This is a genomic window from Flavobacterium sp. KACC 22758, from assembly GCF_028736135.1.
Taxonomy (GTDB): domain Bacteria; phylum Bacteroidota; class Bacteroidia; order Flavobacteriales; family Flavobacteriaceae; genus Flavobacterium; species Flavobacterium johnsoniae.
The window spans coordinates 224,900-243,433 of sequence record NZ_CP117878.1; the positions used below are offsets into that span (position 1 = coordinate 224,900).

At 33.0% G+C, this 18,534-nt stretch carries 18 protein-coding genes; 9 read left to right on the plus strand and 9 right to left on the minus strand.

The window, feature by feature from the left end; all coding sequences use genetic code 11:
• Positions 1-123 precede the first annotated feature (123 nt).
• The 6 genes from PQ462_RS01025 to PQ462_RS01050 all read right to left on the minus strand — a co-directional run bounded on the left by PQ462_RS01025 (position 124) and on the right by PQ462_RS01050 (position 6,232).
• On the minus strand, positions 124-1,302 hold the full coding sequence (locus tag PQ462_RS01025; protein WP_274252052.1) for a FecR family protein: 1,179 nt from the start codon (positions 1,300-1,302) through the stop codon (positions 124-126).
• 554 nt (positions 1,303-1,856) lie between these two features.
• Positions 1,857-2,420: an RNA polymerase sigma factor gene (locus tag PQ462_RS01030; protein ID WP_274252053.1), complete on the minus strand. Its 564-nt coding sequence runs from the start codon at positions 2,418-2,420 to the stop codon at positions 1,857-1,859.
• A gap of 386 nt (positions 2,421-2,806) precedes the next feature.
• Entirely contained in the window at positions 2,807-3,463 is a 657-nt protein-coding gene (locus PQ462_RS01035) for a hypothetical protein (RefSeq protein WP_012023298.1), read from the minus strand.
• A gap of 122 nt (positions 3,464-3,585) precedes the next feature.
• Positions 3,586-3,957 (minus strand): YraN family protein, encoded by a 372-nt coding sequence (locus PQ462_RS01040; RefSeq protein ID WP_274252054.1) that lies wholly within the window; start codon positions 3,955-3,957, stop codon positions 3,586-3,588.
• 162 nt (positions 3,958-4,119) lie between these two features.
• Positions 4,120-5,019: a S66 peptidase family protein gene (locus tag PQ462_RS01045; RefSeq protein WP_149205746.1), complete on the minus strand. Its 900-nt coding sequence runs from the start codon at positions 5,017-5,019 to the stop codon at positions 4,120-4,122.
• Between the two features lie 139 nt (positions 5,020-5,158).
• Entirely contained in the window at positions 5,159-6,232 is a 1,074-nt protein-coding gene (locus tag PQ462_RS01050) for a serine hydrolase domain-containing protein (RefSeq protein ID WP_274252055.1), read from the minus strand.
• A gap of 139 nt (positions 6,233-6,371) precedes the next feature.
• Between PQ462_RS01050 and PQ462_RS01055 the strand changes: the two genes are divergently transcribed.
• The 3 genes from PQ462_RS01055 to PQ462_RS01065 all read left to right on the plus strand — a co-directional run bounded on the left by PQ462_RS01055 (position 6,372) and on the right by PQ462_RS01065 (position 8,555).
• Complete coding sequence (locus tag PQ462_RS01055) at positions 6,372-7,463, plus strand: endonuclease/exonuclease/phosphatase family protein (RefSeq protein ID WP_274252056.1); 1,092 nt, start codon at positions 6,372-6,374, stop codon at positions 7,461-7,463.
• A gap of 98 nt (positions 7,464-7,561) precedes the next feature.
• Positions 7,562-8,101, plus strand: a complete 540-nt coding sequence (locus tag PQ462_RS01060; RefSeq protein ID WP_012023303.1) for a 3-hydroxyanthranilate 3,4-dioxygenase — start codon at positions 7,562-7,564, stop codon at positions 8,099-8,101.
• Between the two features lie 142 nt (positions 8,102-8,243).
• Positions 8,244-8,555: a hypothetical protein gene (locus PQ462_RS01065; protein ID WP_274252058.1), complete on the plus strand. Its 312-nt coding sequence runs from the start codon at positions 8,244-8,246 to the stop codon at positions 8,553-8,555.
• A gap of 1 nt (position 8,556) precedes the next feature.
• Here PQ462_RS01065 and PQ462_RS01070 read toward each other — a convergent pair whose 3' ends face one another.
• A complete protein-coding gene (locus tag PQ462_RS01070; protein WP_121362611.1) occupies positions 8,557-8,847 on the minus strand; it encodes a type II toxin-antitoxin system RelE/ParE family toxin in 291 nt (96 codons plus the stop codon).
• Positions 8,848-8,956: 109 nt separating this feature from the next.
• Positions 8,957-9,916 carry an MBL fold metallo-hydrolase gene (locus PQ462_RS01075; RefSeq protein WP_274252059.1) on the minus strand — a complete coding sequence of 320 codons (960 nt, stop codon included), beginning with the start codon at positions 9,914-9,916 and terminating at the stop codon, positions 8,957-8,959.
• Between the two features lie 182 nt (positions 9,917-10,098).
• Here PQ462_RS01075 and amaB point away from each other — a divergent pair, with 182 nt between their 5' ends.
• The 6 genes from amaB to PQ462_RS01105 all read left to right on the plus strand — a co-directional run bounded on the left by amaB (position 10,099) and on the right by PQ462_RS01105 (position 15,359).
• Positions 10,099-11,652 (plus strand): L-piperidine-6-carboxylate dehydrogenase, encoded by a 1,554-nt coding sequence (gene amaB, locus PQ462_RS01080; RefSeq protein WP_012023307.1) that lies wholly within the window; start codon positions 10,099-10,101, stop codon positions 11,650-11,652.
• A gap of 103 nt (positions 11,653-11,755) precedes the next feature.
• Entirely contained in the window at positions 11,756-12,499 is a 744-nt protein-coding gene (locus tag PQ462_RS01085) for a hypothetical protein (protein ID WP_274252060.1), read from the plus strand.
• 10 nt (positions 12,500-12,509) lie between these two features.
• The gene (locus PQ462_RS01090) at positions 12,510-13,322 is read left to right on the plus strand and encodes a leucine-rich repeat domain-containing protein (RefSeq protein ID WP_274252061.1); all 813 of its coding nucleotides are present in this window, start codon (positions 12,510-12,512) and stop codon (positions 13,320-13,322) included.
• 38 nt (positions 13,323-13,360) lie between these two features.
• Positions 13,361-14,404 (plus strand): hypothetical protein, encoded by a 1,044-nt coding sequence (locus PQ462_RS01095; protein WP_274252062.1) that lies wholly within the window; start codon positions 13,361-13,363, stop codon positions 14,402-14,404.
• 6 nt (positions 14,405-14,410) lie between these two features.
• Positions 14,411-14,974, plus strand: coding sequence for a LemA family protein (locus PQ462_RS01100; protein WP_274252063.1), 564 nt, complete (start codon positions 14,411-14,413; stop codon positions 14,972-14,974).
• Positions 14,958-15,359, plus strand: coding sequence for a hypothetical protein (locus tag PQ462_RS01105; protein WP_274252065.1), 402 nt, complete (start codon positions 14,958-14,960; stop codon positions 15,357-15,359). Before PQ462_RS01100 ends, PQ462_RS01105 begins: the two co-directional genes overlap by 17 nt.
• A gap of 62 nt (positions 15,360-15,421) precedes the next feature.
• On the opposite strand, the gene PQ462_RS01110 is transcribed toward PQ462_RS01105, so the two are convergent.
• Positions 15,422-18,181, minus strand: coding sequence for a pectate lyase family protein (locus PQ462_RS01110; RefSeq protein WP_274252066.1), 2,760 nt, complete (start codon positions 18,179-18,181; stop codon positions 15,422-15,424).
• Between the last annotated feature and the right edge of the window lie 353 nt (positions 18,182-18,534).

Below are 18,534 nucleotides of genomic sequence, written 5' to 3' on the forward strand. Positions count from 1 at the left end.
TTAATTGATTGTAGTTAATTCGTTATATTCAATCACTTAGTTAATCGGAAATTGTTCGCAGCTCTTTCCGATTTTTTTATTCCCGTAATGTTATTTCATCATATATTGTATTGGTTTTAGTGGTTATTTAATTAGTATTTGATCGTTTTTTATCGTGTAATTAATACCGTGAATGTCGTTGAAATAACTCATCACTTTATCAATAGATTCGTCTCCAAAACTTGCATTGAATTTTTCATTGGCCAGTTTTTCGTTTTTGTTTACAATTGTAACATTATAGCGTCTTTCAAGCTTAGTAATAATGTTTTTGAAAGTCATATTTCTAAAAGTAAGCCCGCCGTTTATCCATGAAGTATAAATATCTGTTATAACCGCTTTGGTCGAAATTGCAGCATTTCCTTTATTGAAAGTTCCTTTAAAACCCGGTTTTAAAATCGTGTTTTTTAAAGCATCAAATTCTTCATCTGCCTTATACATTCCAACTGATCCTTCAACCAAAACAACATCGGTAGAAGCATCTTCGGGATAGTTTGAAACATTAAAATGCGTTCCTAAAACACGTACATTTAATTCATCGGCATTTACAATAAAAGGGTGTTTTTTATCTTTTGCAACATCAAAATAAGCTTCTCCATCCAGATAAACCTGTCTGTTTTCGCCAGCAATAAACTTTACCGGATATTTTAAAGTTGTTCCTGAGTTTAAGTGTACAAATGTTCCGTCTGAAAGCTGAAGGCGGAATTTTTTTCCGTACGGAATTTTAAGTGTATTGTAAACCAGTTTTTCAGGATTTGAACTGTTTTCATAAACGATTTTATCTCCGTTTTGATTTCCAATAATGTTTCCTTTTTCGTCTTTTACCTGAGCAGAATTGTGTTCAGATAAAATTTGGGTTTCACCATTTTCTAATTGAAGTACAATATCAGAACTTTTGAAATCGAATTCTTTTTCTGCCGGTTTATCAGCAAGGCTTTGTTTATAAAAAAAGCCAATTCCAAGCAAAACCACAATTGAGGCTGCAATTGAAATATATTTTCTGAAATTTGATTTTCTTTCAGGTATCTCAATCACAGTTTCCTCTTCTTTTGAAGCTGAAAGGATATTCATAAAAATAGTATCGGCAGTCTTTTGATCCATTTTTGGCATTTCGCCAAGAAGTTGTTGAATATCTTCTACAGTTGGAAAATCATCTGTAAGCTGATTTTTTTTGTAATAAGCCACAACCTCGTTTATTTCTTCGGGTGTACATTGGTTTAAAACAAACTTTTCTAAAAGACTTTTTATTTCAGAATTTGAATTCATTACGAATTGTTTTTGGTGGGGTTTTAGTATAATACAGTTGAAAAGCATTTGAGTACTACTCAAACGTTGTAAATTTTTAAATTTTAACATTTAAAAGAGTAAAATCTGCTTTAAGTGGTTGTTTTTGAGAAGGTTTTAGAATGAAGTTTTTTCTAAAAAAATAACTTGAGATGTTTTTTTGCCCGCAGATTTAGCGGATAAAATAGATTTTGCACAGAGTTTTTAATTGCATTTGATTCATCTTAAAACTCGATTTACACAGAATCTCCACAATCATATTAAAACATAGCCCGTGGTTTCAACCACGGGGATACTACGAATTGTATATATATTGCGCTTCCGTGGTTGAAACCACGGGCTATGTTTGATCATGATTACGAATTTTTTGAGTAAATTTTCTTCGTTAAATGGAGAAAAATATGCATAAAGAGCAAATTAATAAAACCAGTGTAAATCTATTTCAACCAGTCCAATCTGTGGTCCATAATTTTCATAATAAGCAAAAAAAATCACTCTGGAAGGAGTGATTTTAATTGGTTAACATGTGGTTTTGGTTAGATAATTTCATCATGAACTTGAAAAAAGACCCGCATCGATTCTAATGCTTTGCTCATTTGGTTCCTGACAGTATTTATAGAAATGCCGAGTTCCTGACTTATTTCTTCGTAACTCATGCCTTTCTTTCGTGACATTTTAAAAATCTGCTTCCGTTTTGGGGGCAGTTGTTTTATTGCTTGTTTTCGGAGTTTTTTACAATCTTCTTCGCGAATCGCGTAATCTCCGTATTCATGCGATTTCTGGCTTTCATAAAAAACAGCTTCTTTCAATGCCAGATCATTTGCTGCTTTATTTAATATATTGAAAGCCTGATTTCTGGCAATTGTAAAAATATAAGCTTTAAAACACTGTTCTAAATTTAGGTTTTCACGATGCTGCCACACTTTCATAAAAACATCCTGAACATTTTCTTCTGCCGCCTCTCTCGATTTTAATAAACTTATGCTGTAACCATAAATATCCTGATAATACAAATCAAAAAGGGAACGAAATGCCTTTTCGCTGCCATTTTTGAGTTCGCTCACCAATAATTTGTCATTATAGTCTTTGGCTTTCAACATTAAATTAATTAGTTTCTATTTTAATCTAATTATATTACGATACTATCAAAAATCGATACTCTAATGCTTTGAGAGGTTAACAAATATATAAAAATAATATTCTCATAAAAAAGTGGTAAAAAAAACTTATTTGTGTTTTTTTTGGATGATTATCTCTAAAATCTCAGTAAACACGGTAGTATGTGCATTTTATGAAGTTGGTAAATTTTTGGCTGAAATTTTAAAAATTAACTATTTTGCAATTCTGTTTTTGAGAATATTCCTATTATGGAAAAAATAGAATGGAATGTTTGCTAAATAGTTGTAACAAAAAATCCTTTCATCAAAAGACAAAAGGATTTTCGAAATTGAAATATTAATAAGATCTAAAATTAGATATATTTTAATTAGTTTTTTAGGTCTTTGATTACTTTAAAAGCAACGTCAACCTGATCTTCACCTACTAAAATAGTAAACTCATTTGAAGTAGAAATTACCTCGTTAATGATGATTCCTTCCCAAGCCAAACGCTGGAAAATGAAGTAATAAATACCAGGAACAACAATGTTTTCTTTTGGTAATTTTACTGTAATTGAAGCAAGATTATCTAATTTCTGAATTAGTTTTTCTCTCATAAAGTGTTTTTCAACTAAATGATTTACACTGCTGCTCACCACAATATTAGTTTCGTTTACCCCGCGAGATGAGGTGTAGAAAATATCAGATAAAGCATTGATGTCAGAGATTAAATCGGCTTGTTTGTTTAAAACAGTTTCAGAAGCTGCAAAAGTGTAATCTGTCAATTCAGATCTAACAGTAATCTCACCAATGTTTTTAATTACTTTGTTGATTTTGTGGTTTAATTTAAAATCTAATTCTTCAGTAAGTCTTTTTAAAGACATTACAACTGCACCCTGTTTTACCTCTTTACCAAACTCATTTTCCAGCTCAGTCATAATGTTCCGAGAGAGAGAAGTTAAGTTGATAATCCCTAGAGATAAAGCGTTTAAGAGAAATGGTTTCGTTTTGATGTAATTTTCGACGATTGAAGAAACGGTTTTCATAGTTTTTTTTCTTTTTTTTTTTTGTAACTTAATTGGGTTGGTTTAGTTAATTTGATGTTATAAATCTTTGCAAAGATAAATAAAAAAACAATTTGTTACAATTATAACAATAAAAAATTATGTTAAAAATGATAAAAAGCATCAGTAAGATGTTCAATTGCAAATGATTCCCCGTTTTTATGGATCGCAACCATGTCAAAACGAACATTTATATCTTCTTCAAAATCCTTTTCCCTATAGTTTATGTAGGCATTTACTGCCTTAATAAGCAGTTGAATTTTTTTTGGTTTCACAAAATCCTGCGGAGAACCAAAATCCAAACTCGACCTTGTCTTGACTTCTACAACTACCAAAATGTTTTCTTTTTGGGCAATAATATCTACTTCTGCATTTTTGTAAACCCAGTTTCGCTCCAGAATTTTATAATTTTCTTTTTCAAGATGTTCTGCGGCAAGATCTTCTCCAAGTTTTCCTAATTCATTATGTTCTGCCATATTTTTAAAGTTTACAGTCTTTCAGTTTCTTCTGATGGATATGAGATTATTTAAAATAGAAAACGCAAAGTCACAAAGAATTAAACTTTGCAACTTTGCGTCTCTGCGAGATTTTTATGTGTGGTATTTAAGAGACTTTCTTAAATTGAATTTATAATGCTGTTATTTCTGAAAAGTAACCGTACTTCCGGATGCATTTACATCAATAGAAATTTTGCTTCCCATAATTAAAGCACGATTGTCCTGAATATGTCCTGCCGGGAAATTGAAAATAACCGGAATATTGTATTTTTTGGTAACATCATCAATGATTTCTAATGCATTTTTGCCCCAAGGCACTTCATTATCCTTCATTTTGGTCATACCGCCAATGATAATTCCTTTTAAGTTTTCAATGCATCCGTTACGTCTTAAATTCATCATCATACGATCGATATGATAAAGATATTCGTCCAGATCTTCGATAAACAAGATTTTATCTTTACAATCAATTGCCGATGGTGAACCTAATAAACTATACAAAATAGAAAGATTACCGCCCACAATTTCTCCCGTTCCCTGACCAAATCGGTTCATTGCATGCGGAGGAATTGAATAAGACAATGGCTCACCAAACAAACTCGATTTCATTGAGCTGATCGCAGCAGGTGTTGCACGCGGAATCGTAACAGGCATAACACCATGAATTGATTTGTAACCCATGGTATTTAAATGGTTGTGCAGTACCGTAACATCGCTAAAACCAATAACCCATTTTGGATGTTGCTTGAATTTTGTAAAATCTAATAAATCTAACATTCTAACAGTTCCATAACCGCCTCGAACGCACCAGATTGCTTTTATGTTTGGATTGTCTAACTGCTTTTGGAAATCGGCAGCGCGCTGTTCATCTGTTCCTGCTAATTGGTGATAATCGAGTCCAATTGAACTTCCAATTACTGCTTCTATACCCCAGCTTTTAAGCAGGTCTATTGTCGGTTTTAAATTATCGTCGATATTTTTTCTGGCTGTTGCGACAAGAGCGACAGTATCTCCTTTTTGTAAATAAGGCGGTGTTATCATGATTTGTTGAGATTGACAGGTGAATGATTGGAAAGCAAAAATAAGAAATGCCAGTTTACAAATAGTAAAGTGTTTCTTTATGTCTTGTAATGGTTTTAGTGTCATAGTCCTATTGCTTAATTGTATTTTTATTAAATAGTCAGCCGTTATATTTTCTTTTCAGTTCATCTAAGATAAGCATTAAGCCTTTATCTGCCTCCTCAGATTGTACATTTGCAAAGATGATAAAAGCTCTGTTGGATGCTTTACAAATATACACTTTGGTTAAAAAAGTTCCGGGATTTCCATAATGAAAAGAATAATTTAGGTTCGTTTTTTTATCAGTTTCAGAATACCATCCAAACGAAAATTCAGGTAAACCATTGTGCATCATATCAAATTCAGAAGCTGAAAATACTTTCGATTTTCCTAATAAACCTTGTAAATGCAATTGTGTAAATTTACAATAATCAGGCAGGCTGACGTTTATATTTCCTGCAGATGAAAGCCAGTTTAATTTATAATTTAAGGCTGGTTTTTCAGGCTTTAGGTTTTCGTTATGTCCCCAAGGCTGGTTAACATCCATTACATTTGGCTGACCAAACCCGAAATCAATATTTAAATTCCTTCCCAATTCTTTTACCAGTGTTTCATAACTTTTGCCAGCTGCTTTTTCGAGCATAAGTCCGGCGGCAACATAACTGGGATTTGACCAATATACTTCCTGTTTTTCAGAAATTATTTTATTTTGCTTAAAAAACCACGCCATAAACTCATAACGCTGCTGCTGGTCGTTTCCTTTTATTTCTTTTTGAGTTGGAGTTTCATTTCCATAAGACCATGTTGGAATATGGGCTCTAAAAGTTATAAAATCTTTTAAGGTAAAATCAATATCAGCATTGCTTTTTGCTTTCAATTCAGGATATAAGTCAAAAAACTTAGTATCCCAATTTATTTTGCCTTCTTTAACCAAAACAGCCGCGATATAACTTGTTACTGTTTTGGTGATAGAACCCAAACGGAATTTATCCGACAAATCAGCTTTTAAATCAGTTCCAATTCTCTTATTTCCCAGAGCACTTATTTCTAAAATAGAATCAGCAGAAACCACGGCATAAGCCACTTCTGGAATGTTATGTTGTATTCGAATACTGTCAACAAACCTATTGTTCTTTTGCGAATAAGCGAAGCTGAAGAATAAAGAGAGCAATAAGAACAAATGATTTTTTTTCATTTTATAAAGAGACAAATTAAGTCAGCAAGTTACATGAGAAATTGAAAATAAAAAAAGTAATACAAAAATTAAATATTTAGAAAATTCTTACAAATGTATAAAATTTTATAAATTGGCTTTTTTTAATTCATTAAAAGATATGCGCCTTATTTTTTCTTTTTATTTGATTCTTTTTTTCCTTTTTAACTCAAACGCACAATCTAAAAAATATAGTATACATACTGCTGCATTTTACAATTTCGAAAATCTCTTTGATATTTATGACGATGCAAGTACAAATGATGACGAATGGACTCCAACAGGCGCTCAGCATTGGACAAAAGAAAAATACGAACAAAAACTTAAAAATCTTTCGAGGGTAATTTCAGAAATTGGAAAACCGGAAAACTCAAATGCTCCAACCTTAATTGGCTGTTCTGAAGTTGAAAATCGAGGTGTTCTCGAAGATTTAATAAAAGAAGAAAAAATAGTAGATTACGATTACGGAATCATTCATTTTGATTCGCCTGACCAACGCGGAATTGATGTGGCACTTTTGTATCAAAAGAAATATTTCAGGCCGACTTCGTACTCTAATATTCCATTATTGATTTACAAAAACAAACCTGTGCAGCAAGAAACAAATAATGAAGATTTAGGCGATGTTGAAATAAAAATCGACACTAAAAACAGGGTTTTTACCAGAGACCAGCTTTTGATTACGGGGTTTCTTGAAAATGAGGAAATTCATATTATTGTCAATCACTGGCCTTCAAGATCTGGAGGAGAAAAAGCCAGCAGTCCGTTTCGTGAAGCAGCGGGAAGATTAAACCGAAAAATAATTGATTCCCTACAGCAGATAAACCCAATGGCGAAAGTTATAACCATGGGGGATTTAAACGACGGCCCTTTTAATAAAAGTGTAAAAATCGAATTAGGAGCAAAAGCAAAAAAGGCTGACGTTCCGGAATTTGGTGTTTATAATCCGTTTGAAGAAATGGCAGAAAGAGGATTAGGAACCATCGCTTTTCGTGATTCCTGGGATATTTTTGATCAAATCATAATGACAAAATCTTTTATTGAACCTGATTTTTCAAATTTCAAATTCTGGAAAGCAGGTATTTTCAATAGATCCTATCTTATTCAAACTTCTGGAAAATACAAAGGTTATCCGTTGCGAAATACATTAACAGAAGCAGGTTTTAGTGATCATTTTCCGGTTTATATTTATTTAATACGAGAAATAAAATAAGTCACCGTTTTTGATCAAAGGTTGCATCTGAATGCTGTGACTGCAACTGTATACTGAATACTTTTCACTACCTTAGCTTTTCATAAATTCTGAAAAAAATGGCTATAGCAAAACCATTCAATCTAACAAAATGGATTGAAGATAACCGACAATTACTAAAACCACCAGTTGGGAATAAAAATCTATATGTTGATTCAGGCGATTATATTGTAATGATTGTTGCCGGACCAAACGCACGAAAAGATTATCATTATAATGAAACCGAAGAACTTTTCTATCAGTTAGAAGGCAGTATTAAAGTGGTAATTCAGGAAGATGGCGAACGTAAGGAAATGGAATTAAATGCAGGAGATATGTATTTACATCCTGCAAAAGTACCACACTCGCCTGTTCGTTCTGAAGGTTCAATAGGATTGGTCATTGAACGTAAACGTGCAGGACTAGGATATACCGACGGACTTCTTTGGCATTGCGACAACTGCAATCATAAATTGTACGAAGTGTATTTTGAGTTACATAATATTGAAAAAGACTTTCTTCCTCATTTTGAACATTTCTATAATTCAGAAGAATTAAGAACCTGCGATAAATGCGGCACCGTAATGGAAACAGATCCTAGATTTACGGCTAAGAAGTAATTTTATTTATCTCGAATATGAATCGAATAGTAAACCCGACAGGTTTTAAAACCTGTCGGGTTTATTTTTATGTTAAAGAAAATTGCGTATATCATTTTTGATATATATTTGTATCAAATATGATATTAAAAAAAGATCAAATATGATACAAGAAATAATCGAATATAAGAATATAGTAGATAATATTGAATCTTTAATGGACAAATCTCCTTATAAAAAAAACTACATTATCGAAAAAGTAGGCATTCCAAGTCCAACATTTTATCGAAAATTAAAAAACCAGTCATTTACTCCAGATGAAGTATTGTCTATTGCAAAAATACTTTCACCAGAAGAAAATTTCATGTTAGATTTAAAGGCTGATATTGAGCAAGGAAAACTTGATTTGAAGAATGGAGATTTTATAACACATGAAGAAATGTTAGCTGAGTTAAAAAGTAAAAACCTTATATAAATTACAAGTCAATTATATTTATTGGTTTTTGACGATTGTTATAAAAAGAGATTAATTTTATATTGTCTTCCTCTGTTTTATAATATAAATTGATATGTTTTGAAATAACTATTTCTCTACATTTCAAGCTTGAGTTATATTTTCCAAGCATTGTGTTACTTTTTAATAAACTCAAAATGTGTAAAACATTTTTGATGAACTTTTGAGCTATTGTTGGTGACCAAAATTGTTCGAGGTAATTTCGAATATTATAAAAAGTGTATTGTGCTTTTTTAGACCAAATAATTTCCATTGAATAAAATTTATCCGGCTAAAATATAAAAATTAACTTACAAATAATTTGAATTTACAATTCAAATCTTCGCTAATAAAATCCGTTTAATCTGTGGTCTATACAAAAACTACAATTCAATTTTTTTCCCCTGTTCAGGATAAATGATCTTCAATCCTAAATTATTTTGATTTTTTAACTGTTCTTTAATTTTGGCAATACTTTTTGCAGGAGGTTTTAAATGCGTAATAATAATTTTAAAATTATTTAGAGAACCTTTTCCAGCTAATTCTTCTAAAAGATGAAGCTCAGTCATTAAGTGATTTGGAGTTAAATGCCCGAATAAAAATTTATCAGGCTGTTCATTAGGAAACGAAACCTCAATAAAAATCCCTTTCAATTGTCTGCTTTGAACCAAAGGCGCAACAGCAGTCCATAAAGCTTTTAACTTATCACTTTTTTCAACAGAATCAGGCCCTGTATCACCTAAATATAAAGCATAGTCATTGTTGTTTTTGATTAAAAAAGCCGTACTCTCAAAAGGATTCACATGGCTTAGAGGAAAAGCCTTAACCGACATAGTTGTATTTGAAAGCGGTGTTTCTTCACCTAAATTTAAAGTTTGAAAATGATATTTTTTCAACGGAAATCCTGGTCCTTTATCTCCAAAATTAGCCCAAGTCTGATCATTAAAATAATGGTTTTCCATCATTTCCATACATTTTTCAGTCGCATAAACCGTTTTAGAAGAATCAGCTGGAGAATTGATAATTAAACCCGAAACGTGATCCAAATGCGCATGCGAAATCAAATACCCTTTTATGTATTTTTTTAAAACCTCGCTCGTCGAAACTTTAAAGACTTTATTATCAATTGCTTTTTCAATTCCTGCATTTATGGTTCCCGCATCCAAACAAATAAAATCTTTTGAGTTAGAAGGCGCTAATAAATAAGCCGAAAGATTTTTTTCGTCGATTCCTCCTTTTATCCCAAGAGGCACAACCTGAAAAGAAGCTTTATGTTCTTTTTGAGAAAAAGCATTAAACGAAACCAATATAAAACAAAGCAAAAGACGGCTGAAATAGGTCATATTTATAATTTTAGGAATGCAAATTTCATCAAATTTACTGAATAAATCACCCTTGGTTTGCGTTAATACTTATATAATAACACTAATTTTACTTTGTTTTTAATACTTGAATTCGATTTGAAATTAATTCTAAAACAATATCTTTACATAAAAATATAACAATTTTAACTAAAAAAGTTACAATGACAACAATAGCATCACAATTTGGCATGAATGAAGCTTTGGAACAACTGGGAATTAAACTGGTTAATGAAGGAACTTCAACTGGAACAGAGAACTTTTCATCGGGCGAAATTCTAGACAGTTTTTCACCTGTAGACGGAAAATTAATCGCATCGGTAAAAACTTCTACACTTGAAGATTACGAAAAAGTAATGCGTGCAGCGACAGAAGCTTTTAAAACCTTTAGATTGATTCCTGCTCCGCAACGTGGTGAAATTGTACGTCAGTTTGGAGAAAAATTACGTCAAAACAAAGAAGCTTTGGGTAAATTGGTTTCTTACGAAATGGGGAAATCATTACAGGAAGGTTATGGCGAAGTTCAGGAAATGATTGATATCTGCGATTTTGCTGTTGGATTATCACGTCAGTTACACGGATTAACGATGCATTCAGAAAGACCAGGGCACAGAATGTACGAGCAATATCATTCATTAGGGGTTGTCGGGATTATTTCTGCATTTAATTTTCCGGTTGCAGTTTGGTCTTGGAACACGGCTTTGGCCTGGATTTCGGGAGATGTATGTGTTTGGAAACCTTCTGAAAAAACACCTCTTTGCGGGATTGCCTGCCAAAATATAATTGCTCAGGTTATTAAAGAAAATAATCTTCCAGAAGGAATTTCATGTTTAATAAATGGAGATTACCAAATAGGAGAATTGTTGACAAAAGATACACGTATTCCGTTAATTTCTGCAACAGGATCTACTCGTATGGGGAAAATCGTGGCGCAGACAGTGGCAGGAAGATTAGGAAAATCATTATTAGAGCTGGGAGGAAACAATGCCATTATTGTAACACCGGACGCTGATATTAAAATGACCGTTATTGGAGCTGTTTTTGGAGCAGTTGGAACGGCAGGACAGCGTTGTACTTCAACCCGAAGATTAATCATTCACGAAAGTATTTACGATAAAGTAAAAGAAGCGCTTGTTGCCGCTTACAAACAATTACGAATTGGGAATCCGCTAGACGAAAACAATCACGTTGGACCGCTTATTGACACACATGCGGTTGAACAATATGCAGTTGCTTTAAACAGAGTAGTGGCTGAAGGAGGTAAAGTTCTGGTTGAAGGCGGAGTGCTTTCTGGCGAAGGTTATGAAAGCGGCTGTTATGTAAAACCAGCGATTGCAGAGGCGGAAAACTCTTTTGCTATTGTACAGCATGAAACTTTTGCTCCGGTTTTATATTTAATTAAATATTCTGGAGATGTTGATAATGCTATCGAACTTCAAAATGGAGTAGCACAGGGATTGTCTTCTGCAATTATGACAAATAATTTACGTGAAGCCGAAAGATTTTTGTCTGTAACAGGTTCTGACTGCGGAATTGCAAACGTAAATATCGGAACTTCGGGAGCAGAAATTGGAGGTGCTTTTGGTGGTGAAAAAGAAACCGGAGGCGGACGTGAATCTGGCTCTGATGCCTGGAAAATCTATATGAGACGTCAGACTAATACAATCAATTATACAACAAATCTTCCTTTGGCACAAGGGATTAAATTTGATTTGTAAAAACATAATTTAACACAAAAACCACTTTTTCTATTAAGAAGAAGTGGTTTTTTTATGCAAAATTTGTAGTAATTTATCTAGATTTGTAAATAAACCCAAATCAATGAAACATACATTACTTGCCTTTATAATTATATTTTTAGCCGTAAGCTGTAAAAAAGAAACAGTAAAAGTTTCTGAAACTGCAAAACCAACAACAGAAAATGCTGCTGATTCATTATCTGCTGGCGAAGAAGGTGAAATTTTTGACAGCGGTGTTCTTGCTGTCTTTCCTAAAACCGGAAAAAAAGTTCAGGATTTCGTTATAGAACCTTATGAAATACAACTTGAAGCAGAAGGTCTTTTAAACGATGACGAGTTAAAAGACATTGTTATTGTTTTAAAAAACAAAAACGACAATAAAGATATCCGTGCAGCTTTGGTACTTATCAAACAACAAACGGGAGGTTATGTACAGGAAACTTCCTGGCATGCAGTGAATGCAGAATATTCTTATGATGGTTATAAAACCTATGATTATGAAAATATTAATATTGATAAAGACAGGATACTTCGTGTTACACTACAGGGAATTGGACCTGTTGGAACAAGAGAAACAGAATACAAATACATAAATAATGAGCTGGTTCTTACCAAGATTCATACTTTTAATATGGGTGCGGGATCGCAGATAGGAGTTGACTATGATTTGATTAACGGAGTTGCAGAAGCAGAGTTGATTAATACAATGGTTGACAGTATGCCCAGTACAACTCAAAAGAAAAAATTTAAGCTCGACAGACAGCAGCTTTTTATAAACGACAATCCGGATAATGTGTTAAATAAACTTCCGCATGCCGATTGGTAAACCATAAAAAATGAATTTAATTTTTTTAGCCGGACTTACCCCTTTTGGATACGGATTTATAGCAGTACTTTTTTTGTCGTTTATATTGGCCTATTTTTGGCTGAAATCAAACAAAAAAGAGAGTAAACCAGGCTGTGTTTCAATTGGTTTTGCTGCAATTATTATTTGGTTTGTTTTGATGTTTCCCACTTTTATTACTTTTTCTGTTATTGAAAACGGAAATACAGCTGCCAAAATAGGAACTGGCGTTTTTTGGTTTTTAGTTTTGCTTTTAGTTCTCTATTTCAAATTCGCAAAAAATACTGCCAGCGTTAAAAATCTTATTTTCACGTTTTTTAAATATTTGTTTTATTTAATCGTCTTAGGATTGTTTCTGGTGCTGTTTTTCGGAATGGCTTATTATGTCTACCAGAGACTTTTTACTACAGAAAAAAATGAAGATCCAGTTTGGCCTGCTTTCTTGTGCATCTTCTTTTTAGCCTCGCTTATTTTAGCTGGTTTTGGGCTTTTAAACAAAAATAAAGAAGAAACTAAAAAAGTAAAATCGACTTTTTATAATCTAAAAGAAGCAAAATTAAAACCGGAATCAGTTGTAGAGCTGGATTTGTCAAAATCAAAACTGAACCAGTTTCCTTTAGAAATATTAGGATTTAAAAACTTGAAATTTCTTATTTTGAGCCATAATGAAATCAGTGAAATTCCTAATGATATCAATAAACTGCATAAGCTTATTGGTCTTGATTTGAGTCATAATCCAATTTCTGATGCTGAAAGAAATAAGATCCGCAGACTGCTTTCAAACGAAGTCGAAATTGTATTTTAGAAATTAATACAATAAAATTAATGTAACCTTTTTTTAAGATGAATGAATTTTTGGATTTTCTTACTCAAAACGAAATAGACGGAGCGGGCGTTATATTCCTGATGATTTTCAGTTTGGGAATTGCCTTCTTTCAAACGGTTATTTTTTCAGGTTTATTTAATCTAAAATTTCCGGACTGGCTTTTTTTCATTGTATCTCCTTTGCTTGTTGGAATCAGTTTCCTGATTCATAAAAGTTATCCTTTTGCGGTTATTTTATTCTTATTTGCTTCCGTTTTTTTATTTGCTATTATCGGAATGATTTATTCCGGCATTCGAAGCAGTAAACGAGAAAAGGAAGAAAGAGAAAAATTCAATACTAAACATAATATTCAAAAAACACCTTTAGACAAAAAACTTCTTGGTTTTTTGGTTGGTGCCTGCATTATTGGTGCTTTCTTTTATCTGGCGCAAAGTGGTAATCTGAAACTTCTGTTTTTAATTATTCCCGGTTTTATTATCATTAGTAATATCTTTTTTCCAAGTAAAAAGAGTAAGTTTATGAGGCTTCAATCTATTCTGCCGACTTCAAAAATTGCTTCTGCAGCAATGGGACAGGTTGAAGTTGTGGGAGATTTAGAAGAAATTGAGCCTATTATTTCACCTTATTTCAGCAAGCCATGTATTGGTTATTATTATAAAATTGAAAAAGAAAGTAAACCGGATGATGATGGAAGAACAACTTACAGCACCATATTTACTGAATGCAAAACGGGTAAGTTTAAAATAAAAGATGAAACCGGATCTGTAATTGTGGATGGAGAAGGGCTGGAGTATTATTTTGACCGAATCGACAATCAGCAGGGAGGTAAAACGAGACATACTGAAACGTATTTGAAAACCAACGATTATATGCTGCTTATTGGTTATGCTTCTTCAGATAATGGAGATGTGTTTATCAAAAAAGGCGATTCAGATTCTGTTTTTGGTATTGCACTTCCCAGAAGTATTTCTTTTAGAAATAAATACAAACCGCTTTTAGATTCTCTTTTAACAACCTTGTTTTTTATAACGCTTATACTCATTTATATCATTTTAAATTAAAGAATTATGACTGTTCAAAATATTGCATTAATTGCCGGAATACTGCTTCTGATTATATTTTTTAATTTATTTATCAGAATTTATAATAAGCTGGTTATGCTGAAAAACAACTACGCAAAAGCCTTTAGAAACATCGATGTTATTTTGATGCAGAGAGCAGATGAAGTACCGGAGCTGGTAAAAATAGTTTCTAAATTTATGGAGCACGAAACAGCAATGCTCACTAGTTTGACTAAATTAAGAACAGATTTTCTAAACTCAAAAACAGTCGATGAAAAAATTGAAAATGCGAATGAGTTTTCAAAAGCAATGAAAAATCTTTTTGCGGTTTCTGAAAATTACCCAACTCTTGCTTCTAATGCTAATTTTTTGGAATTACAAAAAAGAGTTTCGCAGATGGAAGATAAAATTGCAGACAGACGTGAGTTCTTTAACGACAGTGTTAATCTTTACAATGTAGGAATTCAGGAGTTTCCTAATTTTATTCTGGCCAAAGTAGCCGGATACAAAACACAAAGTTTATTTGACGTTTTACCAGAGGAAAAAAAATACGATGGAATTCAGCTTTAATACTTTTTTTGGTTACGAAAATCAAATAAACGAGCTTAAAGATCAGGTTTTGATTTATGGTTTTGCCGGAATAATTTTTGGTATTCTTGGGTTATTGTTTATTGCTGTATTGTTAAGAAAGATTGGTTTGAATAGTATAAACAGCTTTTTTGTTAATCCGTTAATGCTGGCTTTGGGTTTAACACTTTTAGTATCAATTATGCCTACGATTATTTTGTATGTTGTGGCTTTGGATATTTCGGGTGTAAAAATTGTGTACAGCTGGATTACCATTTTTCTCGGAATGATTTTGTATGTAATGTTCAATCTTGAAACTATTAAAAGTTTTTTTAAAGAATTTGGTAAAATGACCGAACAGCAGGAATTTAGAAATAGAAAAAGATAAATATGATATAGAAAAGGCTTCCAATAATCTGGAAGCCTTTTTTTAGAAAATATTCTAATTGCTTATTTTTTTACAATTGTCTGGCTGATAGAACCATCTGCAGTAAATATTTTTGCTAGATAAGTTCCAGAAGCTAAATTGCCCAAATCGATAGATTCATTTCCTTTTTGAGATGTTTTAACTAGAATTCCTAAAACATTGTAAATCTGTACCTTTTCAACTTTCTGATTTTGATCAGATAAATATAACGTTCCAGATACCGGATTTGGATATAAAAATGGTTTAGAGCTTGCTGTATCCAGAGATTCTGGATGAACCGTTTTAAGCGTTGCAGTATTGTAAGCCGTAACCATGTAGAATAGGTTTGAAGTATCTTTTTTGGCAATTGTATGATTTCCTGCAGCAAGTGATACCGTAACAATTCCATTTGAAGCTGTTTTGTCTACATTATCAACTTTTATTGTACCTGCAGCTTCTACAAAAACTAAAGTCAGTGTGCTGGCCTGAGTAGTCGTAAAAGTAATACTTGTAGCAGATTCTATTTTTAAACATTGTGTAAGAGTCAAACCATTATAAGTAACAGTTCCTTTAGTGGTAGAAAGATTACCCGTTATGGTATAGAAATCACTTGTTTTGCCCGATGTTGTAAAATTGTGTATTTCATCTCCGGCAGGATTGCCGGTTGTTACTGTAATGGTTCCTGAACCTGTTGCTGCAGTTCCAGTTCCGGTTGTTGTAATAGAATAAGAAACCGTTGCTGTCGGCGTTCCGGTAATCGTAATGGTTTTAGCCGAAGTGTTTTTTACAAAGCTGATGCCTGAAGCCGGCAAACCAGTTACAGCAGCATCTGCAGCAGTGCCTCCCCAAGTAAACACAATTGAATTTATTGCAGTTCCGCTGGCAACAGTCTGGCTGTTATTGTTAGTCGATGTGAGCGTTTGAGTTCCTGCAGCATTAACCGTAATAGTTCCAGTTCCCGTTGCCGGAGTTCCAGCTGAACCCGTTGTAGCAATAGAATACGTTACTGTAGCAGTTGGAGTTCCTGTAATTGTGATTGTTTTTGCTGTTGTATTTTTTACAAATGATAATCCGGATGCAGGCAATCCTGTCACAGTCGCATCTGTTGCGTCACCTCCCCATGTAAAAACGATTGTTCCAATTGCTGTACCGCTAGTAACAGTTTGGTTATTATTTGAAGTTGACGTTAAAGTTTGATTTCCAGCCGGAGGGTTTGTTCCGCCTTGTATAGAAACTAAACTTGTCTGGTAAGCATTTAATGCATCTCTTAAACCTATGTTTACACCATCGGCAGTATCATCTACAGCATTATTAAATGTCCATTGAAAATCACCGCCAGAAACACGACCTGCATATTGCATAACTGTTGTTTTTGCATTTTCAGGACTTTCAGGAGTATAAGCATACATTACACTCGAATTGGTATCAAAGTTATTATACGTTTTTGCTCCCTTTTTTGATTTAATAGTGCTGCTGATTGTTTCATTTCTTGTTGCCGCAACATAAGCGTCAAATTCTACAGGATAGGTTGTGGCATTATACCCAACAAAACGGTTTTGTCCGCTCATAGTATTATTATAAGCTTTAATTGTACCGCCGTCTTCACTTGAAAAAGTTCCTGTTGCACCATTGTAAACATCTGTTCCCTGCATTGAAGTCAGCATAGGATATTTACAATTTCTAAAAAAATTAGCTTCTACAAATACCGAAGAACCTAATGTAGATCCTACGCCGTATTTAGAATTTCCATCGTAATAATTATTATAAACGTGAGCTGAATAATAACGAATTCTTGGATGACGAGAATCTGAATGATCATACCAGTTGTGGTGATAAGTTATAAATAAACCTTCGGTAGTTCCTTCGCTTAAACCCAAAAGATTGCTTTTTCCATTATCCCAAAAGTGATTGTATGAAAAGGTTACGTAAGTTGATTTTTTACAGTCTAAAGCTCCGTCACCTTTTATTTGGTCAGCATCGCTTCCAGGTTTTCCATAAAAGAAATCACAATTGTGAACCCATACATAATCGTTGTCCTGCTGTAATCCAATATTGTCGCCCTCGCCGCTGTCTACATTCATAATTCCGATGTTTCGGATTTCTATGTTTGACGCGTTTTTAACTCTAATTCCCCATCCGTCTGCTGTCGCATCGTTTCCAATTCCTTCCATTGTGATATAGCTTGCAGCATTATTGTTGTTTTCAATTACAAGATCACCATTCATCATATACGATAAATCAGTAATTTGACCAACTAGACGAATAATTAAAGGTCTTGTGTCTTTCCCTTTTTTATAGCCGTCAAGAATTGTTTGTAATCCAACACATGGGTTTGCTGATGCGCCAGTCACCGTTAAAGAAACAGTGTTTTTGGTTTGCTGTGTAATGTATAGAATTACTGCGTTGCTTTTTGGCGTTCCATCTGCATTGTAAGCACCGGGAATGCGTGAATTTGCAAACGCAAATCCAGATCGGTCATGAGCTTTAACCGTTAAAGAACTTGTTGTGGTTCCAGTTCCTTCAACACCAGAAATAACCGGTTTAATTTTTACGGTATAAGATCCGGCTTTTAAACCCGGAATGTCAGCGCGAAAATAAGTTCCGTAACTTCTAATAAGTTCGTTGTCTATTTTTTGATCTACAAGTCCGCCTCCGGTATAGTACACATTATAGGTTTGGGCATTGCTTACTGGCTGCCATTTTACAAATACAGACTCAAGCCATCCGCTTGCTTCATTAATCTGTTGTGACCATGTTTGAAAAGCAATTAGAAACATAGTCATAAAAAGTAGGTTTTTTTTCATAATTGTTTAAGTTAGACATTAATAATAGTTTTTGTGGTTATTTGTGATTGTCGACACAAGTTAATTGTAATCGATTACACAAAGCTATGTAAAATTTACATATTCTCAGTTTAATGTCTATAAAAAAATGTATATTAAAAAAATAATTTATTTATTTTGGTTAAAATGTAATAAATTGCATTAATTGTAATTTATTACATAATTTGTGTTTTATCCAGAAGCATCGATTTTACTGACTTCTCTACTTACAAAAAAGTGAACAATTCTTAAATGTTATTTTTACGTCTTTTTTTTATGTTTTTGTGAAATTTTCAGTTTTATTAAAAAAACAATTCACTTTAGATGATTCAAAT